Consider the following 15274-nt stretch of genomic DNA (forward strand, 5'->3'; position numbering starts at 1 on the left):
CATGCTTCCCTGTGCCTAGGTGGGGCGCAGACCCCACGGGTAGGACACGCCTGTGGGGGATGGAGGGAAAACAAACGCCCTCGGGGGGGGGGGGGGCCCCCCCCCCCCCCCCCCCGGGTTTCTCCGCCACACCCGGGCACGGCGGCGGCCGGCCGGGAAAGCGCGGTCAGGCAGCGACGCTGGAGGCGAGCAGCCCCTCGGTGACGGCCGTAGCGACCTGGTCGACCTGGTCGACGAGGTAGAAGTGGCCGCCGGGGTAGACCTTCAGCTCGAAGTCACCGCTGGTTTGCTCGCGCCACGTCCCGGCCTCCTGGACCGTCACCATCGGGTCGCTGTCCCCGATCAGGGTGGTGATCGGAGCGGCGAGCGGCTCGCCCCCGCGCCAGTCGTACGCGGCGAGGGCCCGGTAGTCGGCTCGCAGCGCCGGCAGTACCAGCTCCAGGACTTCGGGGTTGTCGAGCATCGACTGGTCGGTGCCGCCCAGCCTGCGCAGCTCGGCCAGCACGTCGGCGTCCTCGTAGAAGTCGTACTGGGAGCTGGTGCCGGGCTGCGGCGCGCCCCGGCCGGAGAGGAACAGCCGCTGGGGACCCGGCAGACCGCCCCGGGCGACGAGCAGCCGGGCCGTCTCGAACGCGACGAGCGCGCCCATGCTGTGGCCGAACAGGGCGTACGGCCGCCCGGGGTCCGCGGCCAGTTCGTGGGCCAGCTCCTCGGCCACTGCCTCGACGAGCGGGGCCACGGCCGTGAACGGCTCCTCGTGGTACCGGTCCTGGCGCCCCGGGTACTGCACGGACACCACGTCGAAGTCGGCAGGCAGGGTACGCGCCAGCTGCACGTACGCCGTCGCGGAGCCTCCCGCGTGCGGGAAGCAGAAGAGGCGCGGCCCGTTTCCCGTGGTCGTGGTCGTGGTGAAGCGCCGGAACCACGTGTTGTTCATGGTCGGTGAGTCCCTTCGTCTGTGCCGGCAACGCGGCCCCCGCCGATCACACCGACCGAACCGGCAGCGGGCAGAGCGAAAGCCCGCCGGTGCCCTCGGGGGATGGGGCGCCGGCGGGCAGTTTCGATGCCCCGCGAGGGCTTGCGCCCGTCCGTATCGGAGCTCATGACCCGAGCATCACGCTCTGTCCTCGAAGGGTGCTCGCGGTCCGCTGGAGAACCCGTACAGCCGCTGGACGGCCGGGAATGCCGCGAGGGCGGCGTGCGCCGGCGCGGTGCCGGTGCACGCCGCCCTGGGGCGGGGACGCGCCGTCATGGCCGTTACTTGGGATCGCGGTTGAAGGACGCGGTGGACCAGCGGTAGCCGAGTGCGATGAGGGCGATGGACCAGCCGAGGGCGAGCCAGCCGTTGTGGCCGATCTCGGTGCCGAGCAGCAGTCCGCGCAGCGTCTCGATGACGGGCGTGAACGGCTGGTACTCGGCGATCGGCTGGAACCAGCCCGGCATCGAAGCGATCGGGGTGAACGCGCTGGAGATCAGGGGGAGGAGGATCAGCGGCATCGCGCTGTTGCTGGCGGCCTCGGCGTTGGGGCTGGCCATGCCCATGCCGATGGCGATCCAGGTGAGGGCGAGGGCGAAGAGCGCGAGCAGCCCGAACGCGGCGAGCCATTCCAGGGCCGTGGCGTCGTGGGACCGGAAGCCGATGGCCACGCCGACGATGCCCACGAGGACGACGCTGGCGAGGGATTGCAGGACACCGCCGACGACGTGTCCGATCAGGACGGATCCGCGGTGGATGGCCATGCTGCGGAAGCGGGCGATGATGCCTTCGGACATGTCGGTGGAGACGGATACGGCGGCGCCGATGACGGTGCTGCCGATGGTCATGAGCAGGATGCCGGGAACGATGTAGGCGATGTATGCGGAGCGGTCTCCGCCGCCGCTGATGCCTCCGCTCATCGCGCCGCCGAAAATGTAGACGAAGAGCAGCAGGAGCATGACCGGGGTGAGCAGCAGGTTCAGCGTCAGCGACGGGTAGCGGCGCGCGTGCAGCAGATTGCGGCGCAGCATCGTGGACGAGTCGCGAACGGCGAGGGAGAGGGAGCTCATCGGACGGACCCCTTCGGCTGGTTCTGGGCGGGGATGCTGGTGGCGGTCAGGGCGAAGAAGACGTCGTCCAGGTCGGGGGTGTGCACGGTCAGCTCGTCCGCCTGGACGCCGGCGGCGTCGAGCCGGTCGAGGATGGTGCGCAGTTCGCGCTGACTGCCGCCGCTGGCGATCTGCAGGGCGAGCGCCTCGTCGTCCCGGATCCCGTCGCGCAGCGCGGCGGCGGCGCTCTGATACGAGGCCGGTTCGGAGAACCTGAGCCGGACGTGTCCGCCGGGGATCAGCCGCTTGAGTTCCTCGGCGGTGCCTTCGGCTGCGATCTTGCCGTTGTTGAGGACGGCGATGCGGTCGGCGAGTTGGTCGGCTTCCTCGAGGTACTGGGTGGTGAGGAAGACGGTGACGCCGCCGGTGACCAGTTCGCGGATGATCTGCCACATGTTGTGGCGCGAGCGGGGGTCGAGGCCGGTGGTGGGCTCGTCGAGGAAGATGATCCGGGGGTTGCCGACCAGGGTCATGGCGATGTCGAGGCGGCGCTTCATGCCGCCGGAGTAGCTGGCGGCCGGCTTCTTCGCGGCCTCCACCAGGTCGAAGCGCTCCAGGAGTTCGGCGGTGACCCGCTGTCCCTCGCTCTTGGACAGGTGGTGCAGGTCGGCCATGAGGAGCATGTTCTCCTCACCGGTGATCAGCCCGTCCACGGCGGAGAACTGTCCGGTGACACCGATCGCCGCGCGCACCGCCTGCGGATCGGCGGCCAGGTCGTGGCCGCCGACCCGGATCTCGCCGGCGTCGGGGGTGATGAGGGTGGAGAGGATCTTGACGGCCGTGGTCTTCCCGGCACCGTTCGGCCCGAGGAGGGAGAAGATCGTCCCCTGCGGAACGTTCAGGTCGATGCCGTCCAGCACGCTCTTGTCACCGTAGGACTTGCGCAGCCCGTTCGCCGCGATGGCCAAGCCGGTCATGATGGTCGCTCCCTTGTGGCGGCTGCGGGTCAGAGGCTGCGGGCGGTGATGTCGCCGTGGTTGGTGCTGGCGTGGATGTTCAGACCGGTGACGCCTTCGCTGTTCTGGAGCGAGTTGCGGATCCGGCCGTAGGTGGTGCCGGCGTCGAGGGAGGCGGAGACACCGCGGGCGGCACCGACCGTGATCTCACCCTGCTCCGTGCGCAGCGTGACGGTGCCGCGCACGGCCTCGGCGATGTGGAGGTCGCCCTTCTGGGTGCTGATCTGCGCGTCCCCGCCCAGGCGGCCGAGCGAGACGTCGCCGGCCATGAGGGTCAGGCGGGCGCTTGCGACCTCGTCGATCTTGACCGTGGCCTGTGCGCCCTCGAAGGTGACGTCGCCGAGGCGCCCGACGCCCCGGAACTCACCGCTGGCCACCTTCGCCTCGATACGGGAGCCGGCGGGCAGCTGGACGGTCACTTCGATGGATCCGGAAGAGCCGAGGACCCGGTTCTTGGCCGGAGCGGCCTCGATGCGCAGGACGCCGTCGACGTAGGTGGCGGTGGTCTCCTCGGCGGCCTTCACGTCGCGGCTCTTGGAAGCGTCGGCGGGCAGGATCTCGACCGTGGTGTTGTCCCGGTCGGCGGCGATGAACCGGATGCGTCCGGCGGGGATGTCGAGGACGGTGGAGCTGGCGGCGGGGGTGTCGAACTTCTGCAAGGTTCTCTCCTGTTCGAGTAGCGCGCCCACTCGGCCCGCTGTTTCTGATGATGGAAAAGCTACGTTGCATTCATGGATCCGGCAACAGGTTCGTTGCGCAAAACGAGCATCACCGCAGGTGAAAGCCTGGAAATCGTTGCAATGCTCCTGAATCTAACGCAACAAGGTGTGCGTGTTCGTTGCAATGGATTGAACGTGAATGCGATACTTGGGGACACCACGGACCCCTGCCGCGGTCACGGAGCCGACAGCGGCGGCCCCGGTAGGCCTTCCCTCCGCATCCCCGCCGTTCCCGGCCCCGCCCGGCGCTTAGGGTGATGTTGATCAACTCATCGGTTGATCAGGGATCGGGGGGGAACCGATGAACAGTGCGACCGAGGTGTTCCAGCCGTTGCAGGCGGACGATCCGCCGTCGGTGGCCGACTACCGCCTCGTGGCCCGGCTCGGTGCGGGTGGCATGGGCCGGGTCTACCTGTCGTACACGCGGGGCGGCCGCCCCGTCGCGATCAAAGTGGTACGGCCGGAGCTGTCCGAGGATCCGGCGTTCCGGCGGCGGTTCCGCCGCGAGGTGGAAGCGGCCAGACGGGTCCGGGGGGCGTACACCGCCGAGCTGATCGATGCCGAAGCGGACGGGGTGCCGCCCTGGCTCGCCACCCTCTACGTGCCCGGGCCCTCGCTCGCGGACGCCGTCGCCCAGCGCGGGCCGCTGCCGGTACCCGCGGTGCTGTGGCTGGTGGCGGGGGTGGCCGAAGCCCTCCAGGCGATTCACGGTGCGGGCATCGTGCACCGGGACCTGAAGCCGTCGAACGTGCTCCTGGCCGCCGACGGGCCCCGTGTCATCGACTTCGGCATCTCGCTGGCGTCCGGCACCACCGCACACACCGCGACGGGCACCGCCATCGGCACGCCCCAGTACATGGCCCCCGAACAGGCGTCGGCGGGCGAGGTCACGGCAGCCACCGACGTCTTCGCGCTGGGCCAGACGGCGGCGTTCGCCGCGCTGGGCGAGCCGCTGTACGGGGACGGCCCCGCCGTGAGCGTCCTGTTCCGGATCGTGCACTCCGACCCCGATCTCTCCCGGCTGCCGGAGCCGTTGCGCCCGCTGGTCGCCCGGTGCCTGGCCGCCGATCCGGAGGAGCGGGCCACCCCGGCGGAGATCGTGGCGTGGTGCCGGCAGCGGCTGGGCGAGGACGCCGACGGGGGCGGCGGCCCGGCCGTCTGGCGGGAGGTGACAGGGCCGGAGGTGACGATTCCGGCGCCGGTCCCGGATCCCACCCCGGTGCACACCCTGCCGCTGGTCGCCCGGTCGGCGCCGGACGAGCCGCAGGAACGGCAGCCGCGCAGGCGGCGTACCGCGCTGATCGCAGCCGCGGCGGTGACGGCAGGGGCACTCGTGCTGACGGGGCTGGCCTGGACGGTCATGGACGCGACGGACAGACAGCGCGACCGGGCGGCGACCGCGGCCGACTCGGTCAACCCGTCCGCGGCAGCCCACAAGACCCCGTCAGGCCCGGCCGGTTCAGCGGCCGCCGACGGGAAGCCGGCCGCTTCCGGCTCCGGATCCACCTCCGGATCCGCGTCCGCCTCCGGATCCGCAAGCACGCCCCAGCCACCGAAGCCCGTTCCCCACACCATGCTGATGCTGGAGGAGAAGAACTCCATCAGCCTCAAGGACCCGGTCCGGCACGAGGACCGCACGGGCGACATCCGCCTGAAGTGCACGGAGCGGGACTGCGTTCTGGAGAGCGACTCGAGCCTGATGACCCTGCTGTACGGAGAGCCGAGCGGCTCCCTCGAGGAGTGCCGGGCCCTCACGGTGAACGGCTCCCGAAACGTTCCGCTGGCCGCGGTGGCGCTCGGCAGCGAGATCTGCGTCAGGAACCCGTCGGGGGACATCGCGCTGCTCGTGATCCAGATCAAGTCGACCGTACACGTGAAGGGCGTACCCAACTTCGTGTCCGTGGACATGACGGTCTGGCGGAGCCCGGCAGCCTGACGCCTGCCGTGCCGCGTGCCCCGGGCAGTGCCCGACCGGCGGCCTCGCACCGCTGGTAGCGTCCCCGTCCGGCCGAAAGATCACGCCGCCTCTCGGGAGAAGCCACCGTATGCACACGCCCCCATCGCCACCCGGAGCGGAGCGGACCGACGGATCAGCCGTCCGGATCGGCGCTCTCGTTCCGCTGACCCGGCCCGGCTGGGTCGAGGCAGGCCGACACCTGCTCGCCGGACTCGAGTTGGCCGTCCGCGAAGTCAATGACGCCGGCGGGATCCTCGGGCGACCGCTCGAGCTGGTGGTCCGGGACACCGCGGCCGATCCCCCGAGGGCCGCGGCGGCCGTGGACGAATTGGCCCGCCTGGGCGTGGCCGCCCTGGCGGGGGAGTACCACAGCGTCGTCGCCCGCGCCGCTGCCGCCAGGGCCGACGCCCTCGGCCTGCCGTTCCTCTGCTCGTCAGCGGTGCTCGACGCGCTCACAGAACAGCCGACGCAGTGGGTCGCACGCCTCGCCCCGGCGCAGTCCCACGGCTGGCAGATCTACGCGGACTTCCTCCTCGGCGCCGGCCACCGTCGCATCGCCGTGGCAGCCCAGCCGAGTGTCTACTGGGCCTCCGGGGCCCGCATCCTGCGGGACCACCTCGCTCCACGCGGCGGCACCGTCGTCGAACTCGACATGAGCGCGCTCACCCCCGCGGCGTTGTGCGACGAACTCGTCGACAACGGCGCGACAGCACTCCTCCTGCTGGTCGGCCACCCGGAGCCGGCCGTGCCGATCGTCGAGTCCGTCCGCCGCGACCAGCGCCTCGCCGAGATCCTGATCGGTGCTCCGGCCGGGCAGCCGGAGTTCGCCGAATGGGCGACGCTGCTGGGCGACGACGGCGCCGCGATCCCGTTCCTGCGCTACCTGCCCGAGCACCCCGGCCCACTCGGTGCACGCGTCGGGACGGCCCTGCGGGAACGGCTGGGCGAAGCGCCCTCCTTCGTCGCCTTCGAGGGCTACGACACGGTCGCCGTACTCGCCGAGGTGCTGCGTTCCAACGGCGCGGACAGGAAGCGCACTGCCCCCTCCTGGCCGGGCGTTGCCGTCGAAGGCACGCGCGGCCCGATCCGGTTCTCCCGCACACCGGGCATCAGCGTCTGGCAATGGGCCTGGACGCCGGTCCAGGTCGTCGACCGCGACCCGGCGGAACCCGACCGCTTCCGCATCCTCCACACCGGCTGAGGGCGCCGCCCTCCCCCTCGTTTCAGAGCATGATCAGCAGGCGCGTCTTCGGCTTGAGCTTCCGGTTCACCGAACGGCTCTGCACGTACACCTCCAGCTTGGGATTGCGCCCCGCCTTCACGGAGACGGTCCCCTGGACGCCGGTGCCGAACAGGAGGCTGCGTGCCGCGTCGCCCGTGTAGGCGCGGTCCGTGTCCTTCTCGACGACGATGACTTCCTTGTCGGGCTGAACCTGGACCCGGGTGCCCAGCTGGTAGTAACACGAGCCGCGCTCGTACGTCACGCCCGGGTGCGAATCGACGAAGGACCGGATCTCGACCTCCGTGTCGACCTTCAGGAGCCGGTACTTGTCGGCCGGGACCGGTTCGAGGTTCGCCCGCACGTCGTCGACCGAGATGTCCTGGCCGACCGCGAACAGGTTCTTCGTACCGCGCACGCCCTTCTCGCGGCCGCGGAGGAAGCTGGTGGCGGCGGCGCGCACGGTACCGATCGCCTCTTCGACACCCTCCTGGGAATCCGCGTCCCAGATGGCGATGTTCCCCGCCGGGAAGCCGTAGTTCTGGGCGGTTCGCTTCGCCAGGGAGTTCGGAACGAGGATCGCGGAGGTCCAGTGGCCCGGAAGCGCACCCATCTTCGCCGCGATCTTGTCGAGCCAGGGGCCGAGGATGGCCATGTCGCCGTCGTGCCGCCGGTCGCCGCCGGAGGCGTTCTCCTCGCCGTCCGTCACCACGATCTGGAGGAAACTGTGCTCGCCGTACTCCTCCCAGATGTGGCCCAGGTCGTCCAGTGACTTCAGAGAGGCCTCGATGAGGGCGGTGGCGCCGTTGTTGACCTTGTACAGACCCCGCATGGACGGCAGATGTTTCACGTCCATGTCCCAGACCAGGTTCTCCACCCTGTGGTCGAAGGAGTAGAGACTGATCCGGGTCTCGTGACCGAGGCTGTCGGACTCGGCCTTCAGGCCCGCCACGAACTCGTCCACGACACGGATGAGCTGACTCTGGTGCTGACGCATCGAACCCGAACAGTCCACTACCAGCGCTACGTGGTTCACCTTGTGCTGGATCTTGTTCGCGGACATGTTTCTGCTCCTTCTCCGAGCTCCCCGAGTGATGTCTCCACACTAGGAGGACCCACTGACAAAGGAGCCTGACGGCCGATCACCCGTCGGTCGCCCGGCCGGGCCGGCCCCGGCGACGGTCCGGCCCTCTGGTGCGCGTGCCGGAGGTACGCCACGCTGGCCGACAGCGGGAAGGGGGGAACGGGCGTGATGAGGGGTCCGACTCCGCGCGGTGTGATGCGCTGGCCACTGGTCCTGCACGTCGTCACGGCACTGGTGCTGGCCGCGGCCGCATCCATCACGATCTTGGGGCTGCTGTGGCTGACGCTGGGGGCACCTCGAGTACATGTGTCCGGGCCGCTCAAGCCGAGCGAAACGTACGACGCCGTCAAGATCGCATTGGCTGTCGTGGCCGGAGCCGGCGGCGTGGTGGCACTCGTGGTCGCCTACCGACGCCAGCATCTCCAAGAAACCACCGACGCCCGGGAATACGAGAGGGCTCTGATCGAACGGTTCGGCGCCGCTGCCGAGCAACTCGGAGCCGACCAGTCGGCTGTACGCATGGCCGGCGCCTACGCGATGGCACGGCTCGCCGATGAGTGGCCTCAGGAACGCCAGATGTGCATCGACGTGCTGTGCGGCTACCTGCGCATGCCGCACGCGCCCGATCCACCCACCGACGACCAGGTGCTCACGACCTGGCGACGCGAACGGAAGGTCCGTGAGACCGTCCTGCAGCTCATCGGTGCCCACTTGCGCGACGAGGCCCCTGAATCCTGGCAGGGTTACGACCTGAACTTCACCGGCGCCGTCATGGACGCGGCCGACTTCCGTGGTGCCCGCTTCACCGGCGGCGACATCGTCTTCGTGGAGACGCTCTTCGTGGCCCACGGCCGGGACCAGGTCATCTTCGACGACGTCGACTTCGCCGAAGGCAGCTGCGTCTACTTCCGGCTGGCCGAATTCCGCAGTGGCTCCGTCCGCTTCAATCGTGCGACCTTCAGCGGCGGCTGGGTCACCTTCGACGGCGCCCGCTTCACCGGCGCACGGGTCAGCTTCCGGGACGCCGCCTTCACGGCGGGCGAGATCCTCTTCGAGGACGCCGAGTTCTCCGAAGGCTGCGTCGACTTCGGCGGTGCCACGTTCACCGGCAGCACGGTGAATTTCCGGGAGCACCATCTTCCTTCCGTGTACGTCACGGTGCCGCCCGCCCGCTTCGGTGGCGCGACCGTCGACTTCTCGCAGGCAGCCGACTTCACCCGTCCTCCCCGGTTCGGCCTGCAGGCGCTGCCTCCCGGGCTCCGGCTTCCCTCGGGCACGACCGTCTCCGACCTGCCTTGACGAGGCAGGTCCGGCGAGGCGGAGCCACTGACCGGGGCCGGAGTATGACCGGACGGTCACAGGATCCGGTTCCGGGAACGGACGGGACGCGGCGCACATCTAGCGGGTCGGCGAGGCTCCTGCGGGGGCCTCGCCCGACAGTATCGGCAAGAACCGGGCGGCGGCCGACCGGTGGTGAGTGGCAAGGCGGGGCAGGAATGAAGGCGGTAGCGGTGGCGGGCGGTTCCCCGGACACCCCGGAGACTTCGGAGACGGAAGGGACCGAGGTCCCGGGAACGGATCCCGGTACGCAGGACACGCCCCGCGGTACCGGCGGCTCGGAGACCCCGAAGCACACAGAGGCCGAGGCACCGCAGCAGCAGGAGGCCGATTCCGAGGAAGAAGACGAGGCGGAGCCCGACGGCGCCACGGAGACCGGCCCCGACGAGGACGCGCCGGCCGAACCCGAGCCGAAGGCAGAAGCCAAGCCGGAGCCGGAGGCTGACGCGGAGCCGGAGCCGGAGCCGGAGGCTGACGCGGAGCAGGAGTCGGAGCAGGAGCCGGAGCCGGAGCCGGAGCAGGAGTCGGAGCCGGAGGCTGACGCGGAGCAGGAGTCGGAGTCGGAGGCTGACAGGGAGCCGGAGCCGGAGCCGGAGCCGGAGCAGGAGCAGGGGTCGGAGCCGGAGCAGGGGTCGGAGCCGGAGGCTGACACGGAGCAGGAGTCGGAGCCAGAGCAGGGGTCGGAGCCAGAGCAGGGGTCGGAGCCGGAGGCTGACGCGGAGCCCGAGGCGGGAGCCGAGGCTGAGCACGCGTCCGAGGCGGAGGCCGAAGACGGCGCCGAGGCCGAGCCGGAGGCGGGCGAGACCGCTCCCGACGCCGAAGCGCAGCCCGACACGGAGGCGGAGCCCGACGCGAAGGCCGCCGACCGGGCCGCACCCGAGCCCGAGACGGAGGCCGAGGGCGAGCCCGCACCCGAGCCCGAGACGGAGGCCGACGGCGGGAGCGATGGCGGCGGCGGTGCGGGCCGGGACGAGGACACGTCCGACGACGATGCCGAGGCGGCCGACGGTGCCGGAGCGGCCGAGGCCGAGGAGCCCGCAGAGGCCGATCCGGCGGACGACGCGGACCGGGAGCCCCGGCCGGTGCCGTCCTGGGCTCGGGACGGCGAGGCCGATGCGGAGCGGACCAGCCAGTTCGTGGCCCTGAAGGAGCTGGACGCCCCGGCGGAGAAGGCCCCTTGGCCGCAAGCCGCACCGCAGAACCGCCCCTCGGCGGCGGCCCCTGCCCGGACCCCGGCCCCTGCCCGGACCCCGGCCCCTGCCCGGACCCCTGCCCCGACCTCGGCCCCGACCCCCGCCCGGGCCACGGCCGCGGCCCCCGCCCGGGCCACGGCCGCGGCCCCCGCCGAGGTCGTCGAGCCCACCCGCGAGGTCCCGCTCCCCCCGCAGCCCCCGCTGGACCTGCTGGCCGAGCTCACCAACACCGCTCCCCCGTCGGAGACCCCGCGCCGCACCGCGGTCCGGCGCGTGAAGATCTGGACCCCGATCCTGCTGCTCCTGGCCGGCGCGGTCACCGGCGCGCAGCTGCTGCGCCCGCTGCCCGCCCCCCAGCTCGTCGCGGCCGAGCAGGCGCACACCCTCGACGGGCAGTTCTCCGTACCGTGGCCCGCCAAGGGCCAGGGCGCCGTACGCGTGCCCGGTTCCGGAGACATCGGCATGTTCGGCGAGCAGAAGCCCGTCCCCACGGCCAGCGTCGCCAAGGTGATGACGGCCTACGTGGTCCTCAAGGGCCACCCGCTCCGCAAGGGCGAGTCCGGTCCCCAGATCGAGATCGACGCGAAGACCGTCGCGGACGGCACCTCGGACAACGAGTCCCGCGTCGAGGGCCTCGTCGCCGGTACGAAGTTCAGCGAGCAGGACTTGCTGAAGATGCTCATGATCCCGTCGGCCAACAACGTGGCCCGGCTGCTGGCGCGCTGGGACACCGGTACCGACTCCGAGGCGGCCTTCGTCGAGAAGATGAACGCCGCGGCCAGGGAACTCGGCATGGAGAACACCACGTACACGGACCCCACGGGTCTGGACGCCGGAACCGTCAGCACGGCCGCCGACCAGCTGAAGCTGGCCGAGGCCGTCATGAAGGACGAGGTGTTCCGCGCGGTGGTCGCGCTGCCGAGCGCCGAGATCAAGGGGCTGTCGGTGCCGCTCACCAACAACAACACCCTGCTCTCGGTCAACGGCCTCAGCGTCCGCGGCATCAAGACCGGCTCCAGCACCCCCGCGGGCGGCGCGCTGATGTGGGCGGCGTACAAGTCGGTCGGCGACGAGACCCCGCTGATCCTCGGCACGCTCATGGACCAGCACGTGGACGGCCCGGACCCCAATGGGGGGAACAGCCTGAAGCTCGTCCTGGCCAACAGCAAGAAGATCATCGAGGCGGTACGGCAGGCGGTCGCCTCGGCTCCCGTGGTCCGCAAGGGCCAGACGGTCGGCCACGTGGACGACGGCCTCGGCGGCCGTACCCCGCTGGTGGCCACGAAGGACCTGAACGTGATCGGCGTACCGGGGCAGCAGCTGAAGCTCACCCTGCAGCCGGGTGCCTCCGGGACCCCGCACACCGCGAAGGCGGGAACCGAGGTCGGCGTCCTCACGGCCGGCGACGGGGAGGGCGCGAAGAGCGTCCCCGTGGCGGTCGGGACCGCCCTGGCCGAACCCTCCTTCACCGCCCGGGTCACCCGCCTGCGCTAGGTCGTGCCCGCGCACCGGGAGCAGGCCGCGGCTGCACGGCCGCGGACCCCGGTCCGCGCACGGGGTACGCCGCCACCGATCGGCGTGACTGCGGTGCAACCACGGACCTGGCCGTGGTTGCACCGCATCACCCCGGCTGCCGTCGGCGTACCGCGAGAGGGCGGACGGCCAGGTCATCCACGGAGGAATTCCGCCGTCCTCGCCACGAACCCGTCGGCGTCGTCGAGCCACGGATAGTGGCCCGCTCCCGGTTGCACCACCAGCGTGGCGTCAGGGAACAGTCCCGCGAACTCGGCCGCAGACACAGGCGGGCTGTTCAAGTCGAACTCGCCGGTGAGCAGCAGAACGGGGCTCTCGCAGGCGGCGAGCGCCGCACGCGTGCCTTCCGGGGTGAAGGCGCCCTCGGCTGCGAAGAGGGCGACGGCTTCCCGGTTGCTCGGCCGGCCGGCCGTGTGGTGCTCCTGTGCCGTGGCGTCCCACCGGCCCCACACGAAGGGGGCGACGGCGTCCCAGTCGCTGCCCGTCCCCTCGGCGATCGCCTGCAGGGCGGCGAACGCCACCGGGAACCACGGTTCGTTCTTCCGCAGCCGGGCGAGCTCCTGCCGTGTTTCCGCCGTGATCGCCACCCCTACAGCTCGCGTGCTGGGGCCGATGAGGGCGAGCTTGCTGATCCTCTGCGGGTACCGGGCCGCGTACTGCGTCGCGATGTTCGTGCCGGCGGAGTGGCCGAGCAGGTCCATTCGGGACAGGCCGAGGTGCACGCGCAGTGCCTCGACGTCGTCGACCAGACGATCGCAGCGGTAGGAGGAGGTGTCTTCCGGAATCGCGGACCGGCCGGTGCCGCGAAGGTCCGGGACGATCAGCCGGCAGTGGGAGGACAGGCCGCCGAGGTCGCCGAGGTAGAGGGAGTCCGCCGGGCCTCCCGGGATGCAGACGACGGGATCGCCGTCGCCGATCACGCGGTAGGCGAGCTGGGTTCCGTCAGGCGCGGTGAAGGTGGGCATGACGCGGATCCTGTCAGTCATAACCTGGTTGTACAACCTGGTTATGAGGAGCCTCTCCTTGGTGTATAACCGGGTTGTGACAGACGGAGAGAGCACGCGCCGAACCCCCGAGACGCTGACCGAGGAACAGGCCGAGCGGATGTTCGCCGACATGAACGAGGTCATCCGCGCCGGCGAGGAGATGCGCAAGCTGCGCGCCGAGATGATCAAGGTGTTCGCGGATCTCGGCTGGACGCAGGAACGGATCGCGCGGCTCGGCGACATGAGCCAGGCGGCCGTGTCCAAACAGATGGCGAAGCACAGGACCGACGACCCGCGGCCCCCGCTGGGACTCTCCCTCGACCAGCGCGACGCCCCCTGGCTCGAAGGACGCCTGTGGGGCCTCGCCGAAGAGATCTCCGAGACCTTCCGGGAAACCGCCCGCTGCAGCCGCTACGTCGACGCACTGACCAGGGGGAAGAAGCGCTTCACGCCCCAGAACGTCGACGAGCTGCGGCGTCTCGTCGAAGAGGACCTGAGGCTGCACCGGACAGAGCTGCCCGGCGCCCACCAGGCCGCGTACGACGAGATCAGCCGCGGTCTCGACGTCCCCTCGAAAACCGCCACCACCGCATCTGCGTCCGTCCGGCGCTCCATCGCCCACCAGATCCAGCGCGACCAACTCAGGGGTGCCGTCTGACCCGTCCTCATGCACCGGCCCCGGAGTCGGTACGTGTGCCTCCGGACGGGCCGCCCGCGACCACTGTGTGACAGCCGCTCGACCTGGTCGCCTCCGTGACGAGATCATTTGGGCATGGAGTTCTTCGTTTACCACCGAGACCGGTCCGGCTCCGAGGGATTGCGCAGGGAACTGCTGGAAGACCACTGGTCCTACATGGACCCGTACGCCCGGGAGATGATCGCCCGTGGCCCGACCCTGTCCCGCGACGGCGGCGCCCCCACCGGCAGCGTGCACATCGTCGACCTCCCGGACCCCGCCGCCGCACGCGCTTTCGCCTTCGACGAGCCCGGCCACCAGGCCGGCGTCTACCGAGACGTGCTGCTGCGGCGGTGGCGCAACCTGCTGGGGCGCACCATGTGGGACTTCGCCGGTGGCCGAACCGGCGGCAACCGCTACCTGGTGCTCGGCCTCGGAACGGGTCAGGCCTGCGACCTCGCCGTGCCGCCCGGCCGGGACGAGTTGATCGCCTACGGGCCGTTGCTGTCCGATGACGGCGCCACCTGGCTGGGCACCGCGGTCCTGCTCCGTGCTCCGGACCCGGAGACGGCACGGGCACGCGCCATTGCGACCCCGGACCGGTACGCCCAGATCGAGGTGCACGACTGGCAGTTCGGCGGACGGCCGACATGAGGCCCGTAGCGAGACGTCGGGGTCACTCGATGTGGGTGAGTGAACGAAGATCAGCGTCCAGCACGCGCATCAGCTCACCCACCCGTCCGCCCCCGTCCGGAGCCGACGGGAAACGTTTGAGCACGTCGACGACGATCGGAGTCGCGCGGTGCACCGCTCGCTCAAGGTGCTCGGCACCGACGCTCCGATCGTCACCAGCGACGAGTTCGGCCGCTCTGGCCGCGTAAGCGGCGGCTCCGAGAATGTGCTTGACCTGGGTGGCCTTGGCCAGCGGATGCAGGTACGCGGCGCCTGCCGCAGACATCGCGGCCCACGCCGCCTCGCGCGCAGCCGCGGTGTCCGTACCCTTGGCTGCTTTGAGCGCTGCCGACGCCGTGTCGCGTAGGGACTTGCCGCGCTCGCCACCCCGAGCGAATTCCCGCGCGGCACCGACAGCGTCTCGAGGCCGCGAGTCGTCCGGCTGATCGGCCTCGAAGATCTCGAGCGCCACCTCCGCGCACGCCGCGGCGAACGCGGTGATCTCACGAAGGTCCTGTTTGCTCAGAACGATCTCGCTCGCTTCTCCTGTCATGAACCCATCTTCGACCACTGCGCTGAGCAACAGGGAAGCTCCGATCTGCTGCGAAGCCGGTCGGCACGGGCACCGGGGCGACGTCGTCAGCTGGTCTCCGTGGGCTTCTGCTGGGCGGTGGGGGACGGCTTGCCCTCGCAGCCGCAGCCGCCGCGCTGGACGGTGAAGCGGCGGCGCGGTGCCGGGGCGGCGGCGGGAGCGGCAGATCCGGTCGAGCCGGCGGAGGAGTCGGGGGTGGTGTACTCGGTCATGTCTCCTGCTTTCGGACGGGTGCGGCGCCGGTGCGGCTCCGCACGAAGGTGA

14 protein-coding genes are annotated in these 15274 nt (G+C 70.9%); 6 read left to right on the top strand and 8 right to left on the bottom strand.

Features of this window, described 5'->3' with window-relative positions; translation table 11 throughout:
- Positions 1-166 precede the first annotated feature (166 nt).
- The 4 genes from ACZ49B_RS33450 to ACZ49B_RS33465 all read right to left on the bottom strand — a co-directional run bounded on the left by ACZ49B_RS33450 (position 167) and on the right by ACZ49B_RS33465 (position 3700).
- Positions 167-937, bottom strand: coding sequence for a thioesterase II family protein (locus tag ACZ49B_RS33450; protein WP_468313434.1), 771 nt, complete (start codon positions 935-937; stop codon positions 167-169).
- A 320-nt stretch (positions 938-1257) separates the two neighbouring features.
- Complete coding sequence (locus ACZ49B_RS33455; RefSeq protein ID WP_468313436.1) at positions 1258-2046, bottom strand: ABC transporter permease; 789 nt, start codon at positions 2044-2046, stop codon at positions 1258-1260.
- Complete coding sequence (locus tag ACZ49B_RS33460) at positions 2043-3002, bottom strand: ATP-binding cassette domain-containing protein (protein ID WP_468313439.1); 960 nt, start codon at positions 3000-3002, stop codon at positions 2043-2045. Before ACZ49B_RS33460 ends, ACZ49B_RS33455 begins: the two co-directional genes overlap by 4 nt.
- A gap of 29 nt (positions 3003-3031) precedes the next feature.
- Positions 3032-3700 (bottom strand): DUF4097 family beta strand repeat-containing protein, encoded by a 669-nt coding sequence (locus ACZ49B_RS33465; protein WP_468313442.1) that lies wholly within the window; start codon positions 3698-3700, stop codon positions 3032-3034.
- Between the two features lie 361 nt (positions 3701-4061).
- On the opposite strand from ACZ49B_RS33465, the gene ACZ49B_RS33470 reads away from it, so the two are divergent.
- Together ACZ49B_RS33470 and ACZ49B_RS33475 are read left to right on the top strand one after the other, a co-directional pair.
- Positions 4062-5696 carry a serine/threonine-protein kinase gene (locus ACZ49B_RS33470; protein WP_468313444.1) on the top strand — a complete coding sequence of 545 codons (1635 nt, stop codon included), beginning with the start codon at positions 4062-4064 and terminating at the stop codon, positions 5694-5696.
- Positions 5697-5805: 109 nt separating this feature from the next.
- On the top strand, positions 5806-6918 hold the full coding sequence (locus ACZ49B_RS33475) for an ABC transporter substrate-binding protein (RefSeq protein WP_468313447.1): 1113 nt from the start codon (positions 5806-5808) through the stop codon (positions 6916-6918).
- Between the two features lie 22 nt (positions 6919-6940).
- Here ACZ49B_RS33475 and ACZ49B_RS33480 read toward each other — a convergent pair whose 3' ends face one another.
- Positions 6941-7999, bottom strand: a complete 1059-nt coding sequence (locus ACZ49B_RS33480; RefSeq protein ID WP_468313449.1) for a vWA domain-containing protein — start codon at positions 7997-7999, stop codon at positions 6941-6943.
- Between the two features lie 255 nt (positions 8000-8254).
- On the opposite strand from ACZ49B_RS33480, the gene ACZ49B_RS33485 reads away from it, so the two are divergent.
- Together ACZ49B_RS33485 and ACZ49B_RS33490 are read left to right on the top strand one after the other, a co-directional pair.
- Positions 8255-9319 (top strand): pentapeptide repeat-containing protein, encoded by a 1065-nt coding sequence (locus ACZ49B_RS33485; protein WP_468313452.1) that lies wholly within the window; start codon positions 8255-8257, stop codon positions 9317-9319.
- 197 nt (positions 9320-9516) lie between these two features.
- A complete protein-coding gene (locus ACZ49B_RS33490) occupies positions 9517-12045 on the top strand; it encodes a serine hydrolase (protein WP_468313454.1) in 2529 nt (842 codons plus the stop codon).
- A 173-nt stretch (positions 12046-12218) separates the two neighbouring features.
- On the opposite strand, the gene ACZ49B_RS33495 is transcribed toward ACZ49B_RS33490, so the two are convergent.
- Positions 12219-13049, bottom strand: a complete 831-nt coding sequence (locus ACZ49B_RS33495; protein ID WP_468313533.1) for an alpha/beta fold hydrolase — start codon at positions 13047-13049, stop codon at positions 12219-12221.
- Between the two features lie 76 nt (positions 13050-13125).
- Here ACZ49B_RS33495 and ACZ49B_RS33500 point away from each other — a divergent pair, with 76 nt between their 5' ends.
- Both ACZ49B_RS33500 and ACZ49B_RS33505 read left to right on the top strand, forming a co-directional pair.
- Complete coding sequence (locus ACZ49B_RS33500; protein WP_468313457.1) at positions 13126-13728, top strand: sigma-70 family RNA polymerase sigma factor; 603 nt, start codon at positions 13126-13128, stop codon at positions 13726-13728.
- Between the two features lie 114 nt (positions 13729-13842).
- Positions 13843-14400: a YciI family protein gene (locus ACZ49B_RS33505; RefSeq protein ID WP_468313460.1), complete on the top strand. Its 558-nt coding sequence runs from the start codon at positions 13843-13845 to the stop codon at positions 14398-14400.
- Positions 14401-14422: 22 nt separating this feature from the next.
- Here the strand turns inward: ACZ49B_RS33505 and ACZ49B_RS33510 are convergent, their stop codons facing one another.
- Both ACZ49B_RS33510 and ACZ49B_RS33515 read right to left on the bottom strand, forming a co-directional pair.
- Positions 14423-14971, bottom strand: a complete 549-nt coding sequence (locus ACZ49B_RS33510) for a putative immunity protein (protein WP_468313462.1) — start codon at positions 14969-14971, stop codon at positions 14423-14425.
- Positions 14972-15057: 86 nt separating this feature from the next.
- Positions 15058-15222, bottom strand: coding sequence for a hypothetical protein (locus tag ACZ49B_RS33515; protein WP_468313465.1), 165 nt, complete (start codon positions 15220-15222; stop codon positions 15058-15060).
- Positions 15223-15274: the final 52 nt, after the last annotated feature.

It is taken from the genome of Streptomyces sp. NPDC031132 (assembly GCF_055570595.1).